The sequence below is a fragment of the Rhizobium sp. NZLR1 genome (assembly GCF_017357385.1).
GTDB lineage: Bacteria > Pseudomonadota > Alphaproteobacteria > Rhizobiales > Rhizobiaceae > Rhizobium.
Genome location: NZ_CP071637.1, coordinates 31,156 through 44,454, shown reverse-complemented (window position 1 = coordinate 44,454; position 13,299 = coordinate 31,156). Strand labels below are relative to the sequence as shown.

Genomic DNA, 13,299 nt, shown 5'->3' with positions numbered 1-13,299 from the left:
TTCAAGAAATCAGGTCCGGGGATGCCCAAAATCGCTGCACAATTACCGCCAAAAGAAGAAGACCTGATGGGCTTGATTGAACGCCATTCTCGTTCCTTGTCGGCGCAACTGCAAGAGCATCAGCTCGCGACTTTTCCCCCCACGGCGGAAAAAGGCATCCGCACCTTTCAGCCGGCAGAGGCGGCAAAACTGGTCGGCGTGAAAGAAGTATATCTCCGTCAGCTCGCAAACGAGCTAGAGGGTCTTGAGGTCAGCACCAGTCCGACCGGCCGCCGGTCATATTCTGTCGAGGACATGCACAAGATCCGCAAGCATCTCGACCAGGTGGGCCGTGGCAATCGCCGCTATCTCCCACACCGTCGCGACGATGAAGCGTTGCAGGTTATCTCGGTCATGAATTTCAAAGGCGGTTCCGGAAAGACGACAACTGCCGCTCACCTCGCTCAATATCTTGCTCTGCGAGGCTACCGCGTACTCGCCATCGATCTTGACCCCCAGGCTAGCCTGTCGACTCTCTTTGGCAACCAACCCGAGACAGATGTCGGTGCAAACGAGACGCTCTACGGTGCGATACGCTACGACGACGCCCGTCCAATGGGCGAAATCGTCCGCGCCACCTATATTCCCGATCTTCATCTGATCCCAGGCAATCTCGAGCTGATGGAGTTCGAACACGATACGCCGCGCGCGCTGATGAAGCGGAAGGTCGGCGATACGATGTTCTTCCACCGGATCAGCGAAGTGCTCGACCAGGTGGCGCCGAATTACGACGTCGTCGTGATCGATTGCCCGCCGCAGCTCGGCTATCTCACGCTATCAGCCCTGACCGCGGCAACGTCTGTTTTGATCACCGTGCATCCACAGATGCTCGACGTGATGTCGATGAACCAGTTCTTGTCGATGACCTCGGACCTGCTTCGGGAGATCTCCTCCCACGGCGCGCGCTTCGATTATAACTGGATGCGCTATCTCGTGACGCGTTTCGAGCCGAGTGACGGGCCACAGAACCAGATGGTCGGCTATTTGCGGGCTATTTTCGGGGAAAATGTCCTGAATTTCCCGATGCTGAAGACGACGGCCGTCTCGGATGCGGGACTGACGAACCAGACCCTTTTCGAAGTTGAAAGAGGCCAATTCACCCGCGCCACCTACGATCGCGCGTTGGAGGCGATGAACAACGTCAACGATGAGATCGAATCGCTGATCAAGAAAGCATGGGGAAGAAAACCATGAGCAGGAAGGATATCCTCCGGGCCCCGATACCATCAGGTGCCGTCGCAGCGCCGGTTGAAAGACCAGTTAAGAGCCGAAGCATTCTCCCACTGCTCGGCACAGCCCCAACCGAAGGGGCAACGCCGGCATCGTCTCGTCTCACCAGCCAGGTTGGAGGCGCTTTCGCAGAGGGCAAGGCGCGTTTTGAGCGTGCCGAAGAAATTGAAAGGCGCCTGGCTGAAGGCCAAACCATCATCGAGCTCGACACCGATACGATCGATCCGTCTTTCGTTCAGGACCGTATGCCGGGCGAAATTGATGGCCTTGTTGAAGCAATCCGTGAACAAGGCCAGCAGATACCAATCCTCGTGCGCCCGCATCCGGAAACGCCGGGGCGGTACCAAGTCGCATTCGGACACCGTCGACTGCGTGCGGTCACGGAACTAAACCGTCCCGTCAGGGCGATCGTCAGGGACTTGACCGACGAGCAACTCGTTATTGCCCAGGGCCAGGAAAATAATGAGCGCCAAGACCTCACATTCATCGAAAAGGCCCGCTTCGCCTCTCGGCTGAACGAGCAATTTTCGAGAGATGTCGTGATGGCGGCTTTGTCCATTTACAAAAGCGATCTGTCGAACATGCTGTCGGTCGTGGCCCGCATTCCCACGGATATTATCGATGCCATCGGCTCGGCGCCCGGGATCGGGCTGAAAAGTTGGGTGGGTCTCGCCGATCTTGTGGGGCGCGACAGTGACCTTGAGCAGGCCTCGACCTTCTTGCGATCGGCGGAGGCGAAAGCCCTGCCCTCACCCGACCGGTTCAAGTCGCTTGTCGCCCACCTTAAACCGGCACTAGCAAAGCGAGGCCTTCCAGACCTTTTGACGACGCCCGCGGGCGTGCGTCTGGCGCAGGTGACGAAGAGCAAAACAAAGTTGGACCTCTCGATCGATCGACGCGAGATGCCTGATTTCGCAACCTTCGTCCTTGAACGATTGCCCGCACTTTTTGAGGAGCATCGCTCCAAGAGCGGCGCTACAGACCAGTTGAACAACGGAGATTAAGCGGAAAAAGAAAAAGGCCCCCAAAACGTCGCCGTCGTGGAAACCTCTTTCAGATCTAAGCACCCTGAGAATCGCACTTCCACGAATATTCGTCAAGAGTCTTGGCGCCGATTTGGTGAGCCGATTTCTTTTGCCTTTTGAAAGGTGAAAGACGATGCAGACTGGAAGTGTGACGACGCCCTTTGGGCGGCGGCCGATGACGCTCGCTCTTGTGAAGCGGCAGCTTGCCACAAACGAGATTAAGGCCGGCAAATCGGTCGAGAAGTGGAAGGTTTTCCGGGACGCTTCCGAAGCACGGGAAGAGCTTGGTCTGCAGTCCAACAGCCTCGCTGTTCTTGACGCGCTGCTGAGTTTCTACCCGGAAAACGAATTGCGCCAGGACGCACAGTTGGTCGTGTTTCCTTCAAACGCACAATTGATTCTTCGCGCCCACGGCATGGCCGGGGCGACACTTCGTCGCCATCTTGCATTGCTCGTGGAATGCGGACTGATCGTCCGGAAAGACAGCGCCAACGGCAAACGTTACGCTCGGAAGAATGGCGCTGGCGAGATCGAGAACGCGTTCGGGTTCGACCTGTCGCCAATCCTTGCCCGATCGGAAGAGTTGGCCCTCGTCGCGCAGAAAGTCGTCGCGGCGCGTTCGGCCTTCAGGAAAGCCAAGGAGAACCTGACTATTTGCCGCAGGGACGTTCGAAAGCTTATTTCGGCGGCAATGGAGGAGGGCGCCGACGGCAACTGGGCCGCTGTTGAAGCAATGTACGTAGAGCTTGTCGGCCGCATTCCGCGCTCTCCAACCATGACAGACGTAACAGATATTCTCGACGAGATGGAGATCCTTCGCGAAGAGGTCCTTAATCAATTGGATAATCAGTCGAATTCACATTTTAGCAGCACCAATGCTGCTCATATTGAGCAGCACATACAGAATTCAAATCCCGAATCCTTCAATGAACTTGAACCTAGCTCTGAAAAAGAGCAGGGCGCAAAGCCGAGCAAGTCCGGCAGGGCAGGTGTTGAACCGCTAAAAGCTTTCCCGCTTGGTATTGTGCTGAAGGCCTGCCAGCAGATGGCCGACTACGGGCCCAGCGGAGCAGTGGGAAGCTGGCGAGACCTCATGTCGGCCGCCGTAGTGGTCAGATCAATGCTGGGGATCAGCCCGTCCGCCTATCAAGATGCCTGCGAGGTCATGGGACCGGAAAACGCAGCGGTCGCCGTTGGTTGTATTCTTGAGCGCGCAAGTCTGATCAATTCGCCAGGCGGTTATCTGCGGGACCTGACGCGGCGAGCGGGGAGGGGTGAGTTTTCTCTCGGCCCGGTTGTCATGGCATTACTTCGTAACAACGGCGAGAAGGCCCTGCATGCGGTGTAATTCGTGTTAGTTGCGACTAACCGGCCTAAGCATTTGAAAAGTCGGGAATATTAGCTGATGGCGATGGCGATCCACGACTACGGCAGATAATGCCACCTGTGCAGGGCGAGACGTGCCTTATTATAGCGCGTGCGGGGCAATTTCAATCCGACGTATGAGGACAAAATCCGCATAAGGGCGTCTCTTTTTAATGGACGGGTTCTCTATTCTGAAGTGCTGTTCCGGTGAACCGCTGTTAGTTGCGACTAACCACGTCAAGATACTGAAAATTCGGAGTTTTTGGGTACCTGGCCTTGGCCCCGGAGGATTTCTCACCAACAGCGCGCCGCCGTGGCCGTCGTCGACCGGCGGGCTCTTCGGACGCAACCACCAACTCTGTTCATACGGTTAAAGACGACAGAGACGGCATTGAATTCCCAATAGCGAATACCCAGCGCTGGGCGCGGGTTATCGGATGTGGTGCGAATAGGCGCACTTGTGGCGAACTGTGTGTGACCCCGCGGGCAAAGCATCGTCCGACTGCTCCGCGAAGCCCAGCATGTACACGGGGACTACGCGCAAGTAAGCCCTCGCCTGATCCGTTCCTAATTGCGACGAAGAGACTTGGAGTAAATCCCGCCCTATGCCTCGCGTTAGAAGATTCCTTCAATGGTGTTCGCTCTGCCTGAGCAGCCGGAATGATGACCTTTATGGTCCCCGACCTTCTTAGCCCAACGCCGGAAATTTACTCTCTATGCACCGGCGTTGCCAGCGACCTCAACGCTGTCCGCAACCTCATTCTTGCCGCCGTGACCGCTGGCACTGTTAAATGAAAAGATTGCGGCAATGACCGCTCGGGACCGAAGGCGGACAAACGTCTCGGCCTCAAAGCGCGATAAGACTATAACATTCTGAACCGTCCTCCCCATCGCGAAGGTGCTACAGTCGGGGATAGTGGGGATAACGTTGAAAAGTAGGTATATTCGCGTTCAAGACGATGACATTTGCCGCTTTGCCACAATATTTTGCTTCAAATGACACGGAGCAACGACGATGAGCAAATTGACTAAAGTGGAGGTGTTTCAGCGTATCGACGCAGCGCTTGCCATATTGGGCGAAGAGGATTGCGATGACGTGCAGGCCGATCTCAGGATGAAGAGCGTGAGGAATTTAGTTAAGTGGGCAAGCCAAGATTCAGCGGTCAAGCTCCACGATGTCGCGAATGACGTAGCGGCCAACTGACGTCCGGGATGGGCCGAGATCCGTCATCCCTGGCTGGTAAATGAACGTCAGTTTATTGTTTCTTCCGGTCTTCCTGCTTAGGTGTGGCTATCCGCACGAAGCGATATAGCCATGGACCCGGCCGGAAACCTACGACAAGAAATTGAAACAGCGCTGCGTCGCCAGAACTTGACGGCTTGGCAGCGGAAATTCATGGAAGACATCCACGCTCGCCTTCAGCGCTCCGGCGGCCAGGCTCGCCTCTCCGACAAACAATGGCGGAAGGTTTTCGAGATTCTGGGGGAGCCTGACAAGGCGCTCCCATCCCAATCCACGGTCGTTCCCTTTCCCCGATCTCGCCGCCAACATAAGAAAATGCTCGTGCCTCGTTTTGACAGAGTAGGTAGACGACTAAAATGGCGTTTTGAAAGGCTGGCAATTGGATTTCTGATTGTTGCTGCTGTGGCCGTCGCCCAGCAGGTGTTCGAATTTGGGCGCGGGCAACTTCCGTCAACTCCGGCGACAGCGACGGTTTCGCTGGCCCAGCAGTTCGCCGTGACCGACGGGGACACCGTCCGCGTCGTCGGTGATGCCGCCGGAACCCGCTTGGTCGGCTTCAACACGCCGGAGGTTTTCTCGCCGCAATGCGACTATGAGCGCCAACAGGGCGAGCGGGCGTCGGCACGGCTTCGGGAATTGGTCGCCAGCGGCAGTGCCCGGCTGACGAAGGTCGCGTGCGCGTGTGCGCCAGGCACTGAGGGTACGAAGAAGTGCAACCACGGGCGTTCTTGCGGCATGCTGCTGGTCGACGGGAAGGATGTCGGGAGCATCCTGATCGGAGAGGGCCTTGCCGTGCCATTCGTGTGCGGCAGAACGAGCTGCCCGCCGACGCCGAGACCATGGTGCAAGGCATAGGCGTCGCGAAATCGGACGCAACATCACTCATTGAAGCAATCAGCATTTGCATTGTATCCTGCCCGTGCAACCCTGCTTCATTGAGCTGATCGAGGACCCGAAGATGCCTGTGCCTATTTTGATCGGAGCATCGGGCTCCGGCAAAACGACTATCGCTCGGGCTATAGCTGAGCGGTCCCTCGATAACGTTGACGTTCTCTTCTTCGACGCGTTAGGCGTGCCGAGCGCGGAGGACATGATACGGGAATACGGATCAGGCGAAGCTTGGCAATTCGCGAAGACAGTGGAGTGGATGAAGAGGATCGCTGAAATCACCAAGTCAGGACGGAGGGTCGTCTTTGAAGGTCAAACTCGGCTCTCGTTCCTGGCTGAGGGGGCGGTCGCCGCAGCTTGGCACGACTACGTCCCGATCCTCGTCGACTGCGATGATACCACCAGAGCTGCTCGGCTGACTGTCGACCGGGGGCAGCCCGAACTTGCTAATTCCGACATGATGAACTGGGCGAATTATCTTAGGCTGGAGGCGCAAGCGCATGGATGTGAGATTTTAGACACCTCGGTTATGTCGGTAGAGCATGCAGTCTCGCATGTCTTGAGCCTCACAATTACCCGCTAGGCAGCGCTAGCTCATGCCTAGCGATTTTCATTGCGGAACTGAGAGCGTTTTGAAAAAAATCCTACCAGATTACTTTGGACAGTTCGGAGAGGACAGCGTTGCCATAGTCCTCGTCCTTGATGCCGAACTCCGCTAAGCCGGACACCAGGTTGAAATTAAAGTAGAGTTCAGACTGGTCCTGGCCCAGAAAAAGTTTGGTGGTGTACCAGTCTCCTGGAGCGCCGCCGTAACCGCCGCCGGGAGACTGGATGGTCGGTGGTCCAAGAAATACCGTATCGAACGGCAATGTTTCCTGTTTTTCGTCCGAGAGGCGTCGTGCGTCTGCCATCAACGTTTTTCCCAGTTCTTCAAAAAAGCGTGCCGGGTGCGATCCCGGAACATGGCGGAACGTGCCGTGGGACTCGCTTTGGAATTCGATGACGAATTTTGTTTGGCTGTCGCCTTCGCCATATGAGGCCATCAAGGCGAGGACATCGGCGTCCAAATTACTGGGGAACTGAGCTACCCCGAAAGAAAGCGGCTTGGGAATGCTGTCACCGTCGGGAGCAGGATTCTCTGCGCAAGCTCCGCCAGGCAGTGCAGCGCCAGCCAAGACGATCAAAGCGGAGCGTCGTGTAATCATTCCATTCTCCGAAAAGAGAGCGTGTCGCGCTTCTCAGGGGCGATTAATTTGCGGCTGGCATGACATCGCAGAAATCGACCATTTCCCGATAGATGAATTCGTCGTTTGTTTCATGAAAATGTTTTCAGCAAGTTAAATCCCTCTTGGAATTCACCGCTCTCGTCGCCCGCGCCATCGGCCGGTTGGCGTGCTGACGGGATGCTGACGGAATATCGAGTTGGCCGACAATAACGCGGATTCTCGCCGCCAATGCCGATCTCACAGCCGTCCTTACACTCTCGACAGAAAGGGCTCTTGACTCCTTCTTCGAAAAGAACAAAATGGGAACATCCCTGAGGCGGTCGATACATGCGAACACGGAGGATTCCGCGTGCCCACGATTTTGTTCAGAAACGATCAGCACGTCTCGCCGAACGATGTCATGAAAATCGCGGTCTACGCGGAGCACGTCGGCAGGCAGTGCTATGACGTTTTCGCGGAAGACGGTTCGAGGTCTCGGTCGGAAGCTCTGTCGCGTCAAGCGCGAGATGTATCCGATGCGCTCGATTTCGGTGACAAGCCGTACTTCTCGCCGGAGACGACGAAGAAGATTCTTGAGCTTCGCGATGCAGTCTGGGGCATGTGCTTCGACTATTTCGGCGAGCGCGGCCACATGGGCAAATCAACCGATCTGCTCAGAATGGACCAGGATGTGGAAGAAGTCCTGGACAAGCTCGTTGTCTACCACCTGTCTCCCAACGAGATCGAAGAGGCTGAGGCTGATTGGGCGCATGAAGCGGAGTTCTTTGCAAACGAAGGAACTGACCCTGGCATCGGCGACGACACGAGGCCTCAGGGGAGCATTTGACGTCTCGTCAGGAATGCATAGGCTATCCCGAACGCGAAGGGGAGGTCGTTGCCCGATGTGCAATCTCTACCGCATGGAAGACAAGGATTGGGTCAGCAAATGGGCTCAAGACGTCGAGAGCCTGATCAACCTGATGCCCGCTTATCAAATGAACCCGGACCAGATGGGACCAATCGTCCGCAACACAGCCGATGGCCGCAAGCAGCTTGTGCACGCGCGGTGGGGATTGCCATCGCCGTTTTTCGCGATCAAGCAGGCGGCTGAAGCCCGAGCCGAAAAATTGCGGCAGAAGGCCAAGCCGGTCGATATGGAGATGCTCATCCGGATGGAGCCGGATAAGGGCACCACAAATATCCGAAATCTCAATCTGCCGCACTGGAAGAAGTGGTTCGGTGGCCAGCCACTCTCCTTCGCCGTTCGATAGGCTTCTTCGATATCAGCGACGCTCAGGACGATCTCGATGCCGAGCCCCGCTTTCTCGCCGGTTTCGAGCCGCAACGGATGATCATTCGAAAGGGCGCTTCGCGAATTGATCGCGATCACGGCTTCACCGTTTGTCAGCAGGGTGTATCCCGTGCTTGCCGAGCCCTGCACGTCGAAGCCCAAAACCCGCCGATAGAAATCGACCGATGTCTCAGGCGCTTCGACAAATAGTTCCAATCTCAGCTGCAATCGGTGCCTTTTTGTCGCTTCCTCCCCAGTTGTCATCGGTGAACGACAGTTAGCGCGGCGATTCCCGCCTCATCAGCGGCACGCAAAAACGCGTCCCAAAATTGCTCCGGGGCGATCTGACCACTGATCGCGTCGACGCAAGCCTTTACCGCAGTCACATATTCTTCGCCATCATCGGAAGGCCAGTCCTTGATCAGGACATACGCTGCGTCGCCAAGCGTGCGTATGATCTTGTGCGCTGGCTGACCGCGTAGAGCAAGTCCAACGGGCGTGAAAGCCGACGATGTGTCCCAGTTCATTGTTCTCGACCCCCCAGGCAGGGATGGCAAACCAGAAGGGCAATATACGCGTGTATTCAAAATTCGTAATTGACGATTGGTTACCCGGCGTGACCGTGTGTGAAGGTATTCTGCCGGAGGAGTGGGCGCACTTCGATTTCGTATCGGAGCGCCCTAAGCCGCATCGGCCTTTGTTGCGATGATGGCCGACGGCAGGACGACCGAATGACGAGGTTCTGGTCAGATTGCATCTGCGGCCTCATGGCCAGCACATCGATTCACTGTCATCTGTTTGAAATCCAAGGAGCATTGAGGCCGAGACCGCGTCGGACACGGTCGTCGCAACAGTATCGGACGCACCGCGCCGTATATCGACGCCCGCATTGAACGGGCGCTCGATGCGTAACGTGCGGGACGCGAGGTTGGCCTCCCCTTTGTTTTCTGGCTGAATTCCCCCGGTAGTTTCGAACGCGGGTTACGGCTCGTTACATCGTTGAGCGGCACTTCTTCCTAGAGCATCGTAGGCGCCTGTGAAGGTACGCTCCAAGCCGCATTGCAGCTGGATCGTCACCGGGCGGGTCCATGAGATCGATTTCCTGGAAAACGAATGGCCTTTGCGGCATGGCATCACTCACATAATCATACAGCAACGGCGCACGTTCCCCCGAACGTCGACAAGCCCTCGCGTTATCGCGCACTTTCCCGCCGTGGCCGAAGAAGGACTGCAATTGAACAAAGTAAATACTGCCGCCGCGCCGGCGGCGCTGGAGCCGCGCGACCGCGGCGAAGCTATCGACCGGCCGGACAAGAACTGGAGACCCTATCCCTGCCTGCTCACCCGCGCGGAACTGAAAGCCATCATCGCCGAGCAATTAGGCTAAAGCTGACAACAAGAAAAAGGCAGAACATGCAGTCATCGTCAGAGACAACACATTCGAACAGGCAAAGCCGACACTGAAAGGAAGATGCAGCGCGAGGGGCTTCTGGCCTTCTCAGGTCGCAGAGCACGAGCTCGATAAATCATTGCCGACAATCGTCCGCACTCTTGGAAAGGGTAGATGATGGAAGAATTGCACAGCATCACGGTCTCGGACGAGCGGCTCGAAGATTGTCGCGACGTTGTTGAGCCCGACCCGCACCACTTGATTCGCACGACGGTTGCCTCCGGGTTCTTCACCGCGATCGTCAAAGTACCGAGTGTCCATTAAGACCTGAAAGCGCTCTCATGAATCATTTGGAACAAGGCGACCTGTTTGCTGCAGCCGCACCGGCCCTGCCGGAGGGTTTTCGCTACGAGCCCGAAATCGTTCCCGCGGCCATGCAGACGAATCTGCTGCAGCAGATACCGCTACTGCCGTTGAAGCCATTTGATTTTCATGGCTTCGAGGGCAAGCGAAGGGTCATCTCCTATGGCTGGAAGTATGATTTTGACACCCAGCGGGTAAACCGTATCGCCGATATCCCGCCGTTCCTCCTACCGGTGCGCAGCATTGCAGCAGCATTTGCCGGCATTGAGCCTGAGCAACTCCAGCAGGCTCTCGTCACCGAATATGCGCCTGGTTCGCCGATCGGCTGGCACCGGGACAAGAAGGTGTACGGCAGGGTGGTCGGCATCTCGCTGCTGTCGCCCTGCACCTTCAGACTGAGGCGCCGTGCTGGCGAGAAATGGCAGCGCGCTGCCGTTGTCGCCGAACCTGGTTCCGCCTATGTATTGTCGGGTCCTGCCCGCAGCGAATGGGAGCATTCCGTTCCGCCGCAGCTTCGTTATTCGGTCACATTCCGGGAAATCGGCTGACGGGAATTATCCTCGCAATGAAGCGTCTCAAATCGGCGGCCGACGCTGATGTCGCTTCTGCGGGCGAAAACAGCGGTTGCGCGGCGAACAGCCTATCGAAAGTGTGGCGCGCGCGCTGAAATACCGAAGCGTGGCCGTCACGTTGGCCGGTTTAGTTTTCCTCGACCAGCTTGTGTTTTTTTCCAGGTTCTCGGGTTCCATTCGACCAGCATATGATGGCCTGAGTCTGGACCGCCCGTTTCAAGGTGCAGAGCGCGCATTTCGACCGATCCATCGAAGCAAAAGCCTGTGCGGACGGCGCCCGGTCCGGTTTCAGTGAGGTTCTTCTTATGTGGGCCTCGTATTCTGTCGTTGGGAATACCGTCGCGCCGCCGTTGAAATCGGTCGTAAGACCGGCGTGTTATCGTCAGCTGTCCTGCCACCCTCGAGGTTCGTAGTCTCGGCATTCAACGGTCACTGTCGTAAGCATCTCATTCGGAGTTAAAGGCCGTGGATCAGACGACATTGACTCTTGCGCTCGCCTGGCTGAAAACGTGTGCAGCGATACGAGGATCACATGATCGAAGACGACCTCCCGACACGATCGGATAGCACCGAGACCAAACCCGAAATCGAGAAGATGACGGTGGCTGCGCGCGGCAAACGGTCGAGCCCCAAAAAGGCGGCGGCCGGCAAGGTTGCAAGCATGGTTCAAGAGAGCGACAAGCCGAGGCTACGCCGCTTGAGCGACGCGGAAAAGCTTGAGAAGATCAGGCAGGTTGAGGCAGCCGTCGCCGGTGGGGCAACCCTGAAAGATGCCGTGGGGGCGGCCTCGGTCTCCGACCAAACCTATTACACATGGAAGAAAGCCGTCGCTGCACCAACGTCTGGGACGTCGTCCAGCCCAGTTGCTGTTGACGACGAGTTTGCCGAATTCATCCAGCTCGAGGAAGAAAATCGCCGGCTGCGCAAGCTGCTTGGCGAAAAACTCCGCGCCGAAAACGCCGAACTGCGCAAGCGGCTCGGGATCACCTGATCAACCTCGTTTGACGATGACGCTGCGCGGGACAGGATTTACTGGCCGCCGCTGTCGATGAAATTGACGAATTATGAAAACACAACAACGCCCCTTCGTCGTCGAATACAAGGCGAACAGGCGGCAAACCCAGACACGACCCTCTTCCATTTGGGGCAGCCTTGATCTGCAGGCCGTGGCCCGACAGGTCGAGGCCGACGGGATTTTGCCTGAAACCGGACATCCGGGTGCGAGGCCGACGATCGACGACCCGAAACCGGCTGAAACATTCCTCCCGTCGCCGGATCTCCCTGCTGCACCCGAACATAGTCGCCAGGGACCTCCTGCTGGCATCCTGCCCGACGGAATTGGTGCGGCGAAACAGGAGCTTTCATCAGAGGCTGCGGCAACCGGGAAGTCTGTCGCGCCGACGCCTCGGCATCGGCGCGCTCCTGCTGCGTCGAGGCTGACCGCCGTTGCCTCGGTGCAAACTGAGCCCGCCTCGATCCCGGCGATGACCCCTGTCAACGATCACCAGACAAGGCTGCAACCAGACAACCACATGGATGACCTCAGCGCACTCGACGCAGAAAACCGCCGCCTGAAGCGTCTCCTGATTGCCAAGCTTCGTGACGAAAACCGGGCTCTTCAGACGATGTTGCGCCGGTTCGATACCGAATGACGAAGGCGGTGGACGAAAGCGGTTTCCTCGCCATTTGTGTGAGGTTCGTCGGCGCGTCTCAGGCAGGCTTCTCGACGTCTCCTGTCATGAGGCATCGCATTCATCCGTGCATCGGCTGTTCTTGCGGGCGCGGCACCGATCTGATTAGAAGGTGATCCATACGATCGCCGCCTTTGCCTCGAAGACGGAGGCGGATGGTCGCGTCGCCCGGGGTTTTTTTCCGACCATGCTCGATCTTTTGCTGCTTTTCGTGGCTGGCTTCCTCGCCGGCAGTATGAACGCGCTGGCCGGTGGCGGTTCGTTCGTGTCGCTGCCCGCCCTGATCTCCGTTGGCGTCCCGTCCGTGATCGCAAACGCGACCAGTACCTTCGCTCTCTTTCCGGGAGGCATGGCAAGCTCCTGGGTCTATCGTGAGGGCGTCAGAGATGTATGCGGTGTCGGGGTCAAGCCGATTGCAGTTGCCACCGTCACAGGCGGTGTCACCGGCAGTATCCTTTTGCTTTTGACGCCCACGACGACATTCGACGTCATGCTGCCATGGCTCTTGCTCATCGCCACGTCCATGCTCATTCTCGGACCCAAGCTCGGCATTCGGCTGCAAGGGGTTAAACGCTCGCAGACCGCGGTTGTCTTGCTTATCCAATTACTGCTTGGCATCTATGGCGGCTATTTCGGCGGAGCGGTGGGACTGATGATGCTCGCCGCGTGGAGCCTGCTTGGCGGCGGCGATATCAAAAGTCTCAATCCAACCCGCATGGTCATGGTGACCGCCGCAAATGCCGTGGCTGTGATCGTCTTTGTGCTGGCCGGGGCGATCGCCTGGCAACAATGCCTGCCGATGATTGCGGGTGCCTTTGCGGGTGGCTGGAGCGGAGCCCATCTCGGGCGCAGGCTGCCGGCGCAGATTGTCCGGGCTATCACCGTCGTGGTTGCCCTCCTGACCACCGTCATTTTCTTTGCAAGACCCTACCTCTAGTCGGTCGAAGGCTGGCTCAGACGCGGTTAAAAAAATAATCGAGGGACCGCGTGTTCGACG

Annotated in this window: 15 protein-coding genes and 3 pseudogenes; 15 read left to right on the top strand and 3 right to left on the bottom strand. The window is 57.3% G+C overall.

The genetic code is table 11. The features are described 5' to 3' along the window. The first annotated feature begins 21 nt into the window (after positions 1-21). The 7 genes and pseudogenes from repA (at position 22) to J3O30_RS31975 (ending at position 6,373) form a co-directional block, all read left to right on the top strand. Positions 22-1,233, top strand: a complete 1,212-nt coding sequence (repA, locus tag J3O30_RS32000) for a plasmid partitioning protein RepA (RefSeq protein WP_207586079.1) — start codon at positions 22-24, stop codon at positions 1,231-1,233. Further along, positions 1,230-2,273 (top strand): plasmid partitioning protein RepB, encoded by a 1,044-nt coding sequence (gene repB / locus J3O30_RS31995; RefSeq protein ID WP_207586078.1) that lies wholly within the window; start codon positions 1,230-1,232, stop codon positions 2,271-2,273. Before repA ends, repB begins: the two co-directional genes overlap by 4 nt. 154 nt (positions 2,274-2,427) lie before the next feature. After that, positions 2,428-3,642 (top strand): plasmid replication protein RepC, encoded by a 1,215-nt coding sequence (repC, locus tag J3O30_RS31990; RefSeq protein WP_207586077.1) that lies wholly within the window; start codon positions 2,428-2,430, stop codon positions 3,640-3,642. A 546-nt stretch (positions 3,643-4,188) separates the two neighbouring features. After that, a pseudogene (locus J3O30_RS33565) lies at positions 4,189-4,454 on the top strand (HAD family hydrolase); the annotation flags it as partial. A gap of 220 nt (positions 4,455-4,674) precedes the next feature. Beyond that, positions 4,675-4,863: a hypothetical protein gene (locus tag J3O30_RS31985; protein ID WP_207586076.1), complete on the top strand. Its 189-nt coding sequence runs from the start codon at positions 4,675-4,677 to the stop codon at positions 4,861-4,863. 111 nt (positions 4,864-4,974) lie between these two features. Beyond that, positions 4,975-5,757 (top strand): thermonuclease family protein, encoded by a 783-nt coding sequence (locus J3O30_RS31980; RefSeq protein ID WP_207586075.1) that lies wholly within the window; start codon positions 4,975-4,977, stop codon positions 5,755-5,757. Between the two features lie 103 nt (positions 5,758-5,860). Continuing rightward, the gene (locus J3O30_RS31975; protein WP_207586074.1) at positions 5,861-6,373 is read left to right on the top strand and encodes an AAA family ATPase; all 513 of its coding nucleotides are present in this window, start codon (positions 5,861-5,863) and stop codon (positions 6,371-6,373) included. A 61-nt stretch (positions 6,374-6,434) separates the two neighbouring features. On the opposite strand, the gene J3O30_RS31970 is transcribed toward J3O30_RS31975, so the two are convergent. Beyond that, a complete protein-coding gene (locus J3O30_RS31970; protein ID WP_207586073.1) occupies positions 6,435-6,995 on the bottom strand; it encodes a hypothetical protein in 561 nt (186 codons plus the stop codon). A 370-nt stretch (positions 6,996-7,365) separates the two neighbouring features. Here J3O30_RS31970 and J3O30_RS31965 point away from each other — a divergent pair, with 370 nt between their 5' ends. Both J3O30_RS31965 and J3O30_RS33560 read left to right on the top strand, forming a co-directional pair. Beyond that, a complete protein-coding gene (locus J3O30_RS31965) occupies positions 7,366-7,842 on the top strand; it encodes a hypothetical protein (protein ID WP_207586072.1) in 477 nt (158 codons plus the stop codon). A gap of 55 nt (positions 7,843-7,897) precedes the next feature. Beyond that, positions 7,898-8,236: pseudogene (locus J3O30_RS33560) on the top strand (SOS response-associated peptidase); the annotation flags it as partial. On the opposite strand, the pseudogene J3O30_RS33555 reads toward J3O30_RS33560, so the two are convergent. Continuing rightward, positions 8,236-8,514: pseudogene (locus J3O30_RS33555) on the bottom strand (VOC family protein); the annotation flags it as partial. The pseudogenes J3O30_RS33560 and J3O30_RS33555 overlap by 1 nt on opposite strands. A 32-nt stretch (positions 8,515-8,546) precedes the next feature. After that, complete coding sequence (locus J3O30_RS31955; protein ID WP_207586070.1) at positions 8,547-8,813, bottom strand: DUF982 domain-containing protein; 267 nt, start codon at positions 8,811-8,813, stop codon at positions 8,547-8,549. A gap of 509 nt (positions 8,814-9,322) precedes the next feature. Between J3O30_RS31955 and J3O30_RS31950 the strand changes: the two genes are divergently transcribed. From J3O30_RS31950 to J3O30_RS31925, 6 genes are all read left to right on the top strand, one after another. Continuing rightward, complete coding sequence (locus tag J3O30_RS31950; protein WP_207586170.1) at positions 9,323-9,673, top strand: hypothetical protein; 351 nt, start codon at positions 9,323-9,325, stop codon at positions 9,671-9,673. Between the two features lie 177 nt (positions 9,674-9,850). Beyond that, entirely contained in the window at positions 9,851-10,000 is a 150-nt protein-coding gene (locus tag J3O30_RS31945) for a hypothetical protein (RefSeq protein ID WP_207586169.1), read from the top strand. Positions 10,001-10,017: 17 nt separating this feature from the next. Continuing rightward, complete coding sequence (locus J3O30_RS31940; protein ID WP_207586069.1) at positions 10,018-10,587, top strand: alpha-ketoglutarate-dependent dioxygenase AlkB; 570 nt, start codon at positions 10,018-10,020, stop codon at positions 10,585-10,587. 556 nt (positions 10,588-11,143) lie between these two features. After that, on the top strand, positions 11,144-11,602 hold the full coding sequence (locus J3O30_RS31935; protein ID WP_207586068.1) for a transposase: 459 nt from the start codon (positions 11,144-11,146) through the stop codon (positions 11,600-11,602). Positions 11,603-11,675: 73 nt separating this feature from the next. Further along, positions 11,676-12,263 (top strand): hypothetical protein, encoded by a 588-nt coding sequence (locus tag J3O30_RS31930; RefSeq protein WP_207586067.1) that lies wholly within the window; start codon positions 11,676-11,678, stop codon positions 12,261-12,263. A 226-nt stretch (positions 12,264-12,489) separates the two neighbouring features. Further along, the gene (locus J3O30_RS31925; protein ID WP_207586153.1) at positions 12,490-13,239 is read left to right on the top strand and encodes a sulfite exporter TauE/SafE family protein; all 750 of its coding nucleotides are present in this window, start codon (positions 12,490-12,492) and stop codon (positions 13,237-13,239) included. Positions 13,240-13,299: the final 60 nt, after the last annotated feature.

Coding starts and splice junctions, on each gene's coding strand:
- repA (WP_207586079.1), top strand. CDS start 22: ATGCCCAAAATCGCTGCACAATTACCGCCAAAAGAAGAAGACCTGATG.
- repB (WP_207586078.1), top strand. CDS start 1,230: ATGAGCAGGAAGGATATCCTCCGGGCCCCGATACCATCAGGTGCCGTC.
- repC (WP_207586077.1), top strand. CDS start 2,428: ATGCAGACTGGAAGTGTGACGACGCCCTTTGGGCGGCGGCCGATGACG.
- J3O30_RS31985 (WP_207586076.1), top strand. CDS start 4,675: ATGAGCAAATTGACTAAAGTGGAGGTGTTTCAGCGTATCGACGCAGCG.
- J3O30_RS31980 (WP_207586075.1), top strand. CDS start 4,975: ATGGACCCGGCCGGAAACCTACGACAAGAAATTGAAACAGCGCTGCGT.
- J3O30_RS31975 (WP_207586074.1), top strand. CDS start 5,861: ATGCCTGTGCCTATTTTGATCGGAGCATCGGGCTCCGGCAAAACGACT.
- J3O30_RS31970 (WP_207586073.1), bottom strand. CDS start 6,995: ATGATTACACGACGCTCCGCTTTGATCGTCTTGGCTGGCGCTGCACTG.
- J3O30_RS31955 (WP_207586070.1), bottom strand. CDS start 8,813: ATGAACTGGGACACATCGTCGGCTTTCACGCCCGTTGGACTTGCTCTA.
- J3O30_RS31945 (WP_207586169.1), top strand. CDS start 9,851: ATGATGGAAGAATTGCACAGCATCACGGTCTCGGACGAGCGGCTCGAA.
- J3O30_RS31940 (WP_207586069.1), top strand. CDS start 10,018: ATGAATCATTTGGAACAAGGCGACCTGTTTGCTGCAGCCGCACCGGCC.
- J3O30_RS31935 (WP_207586068.1), top strand. CDS start 11,144: ATGATCGAAGACGACCTCCCGACACGATCGGATAGCACCGAGACCAAA.
- J3O30_RS31930 (WP_207586067.1), top strand. CDS start 11,676: ATGAAAACACAACAACGCCCCTTCGTCGTCGAATACAAGGCGAACAGG.
- J3O30_RS31925 (WP_207586153.1), top strand. CDS start 12,490: ATGCTCGATCTTTTGCTGCTTTTCGTGGCTGGCTTCCTCGCCGGCAGT.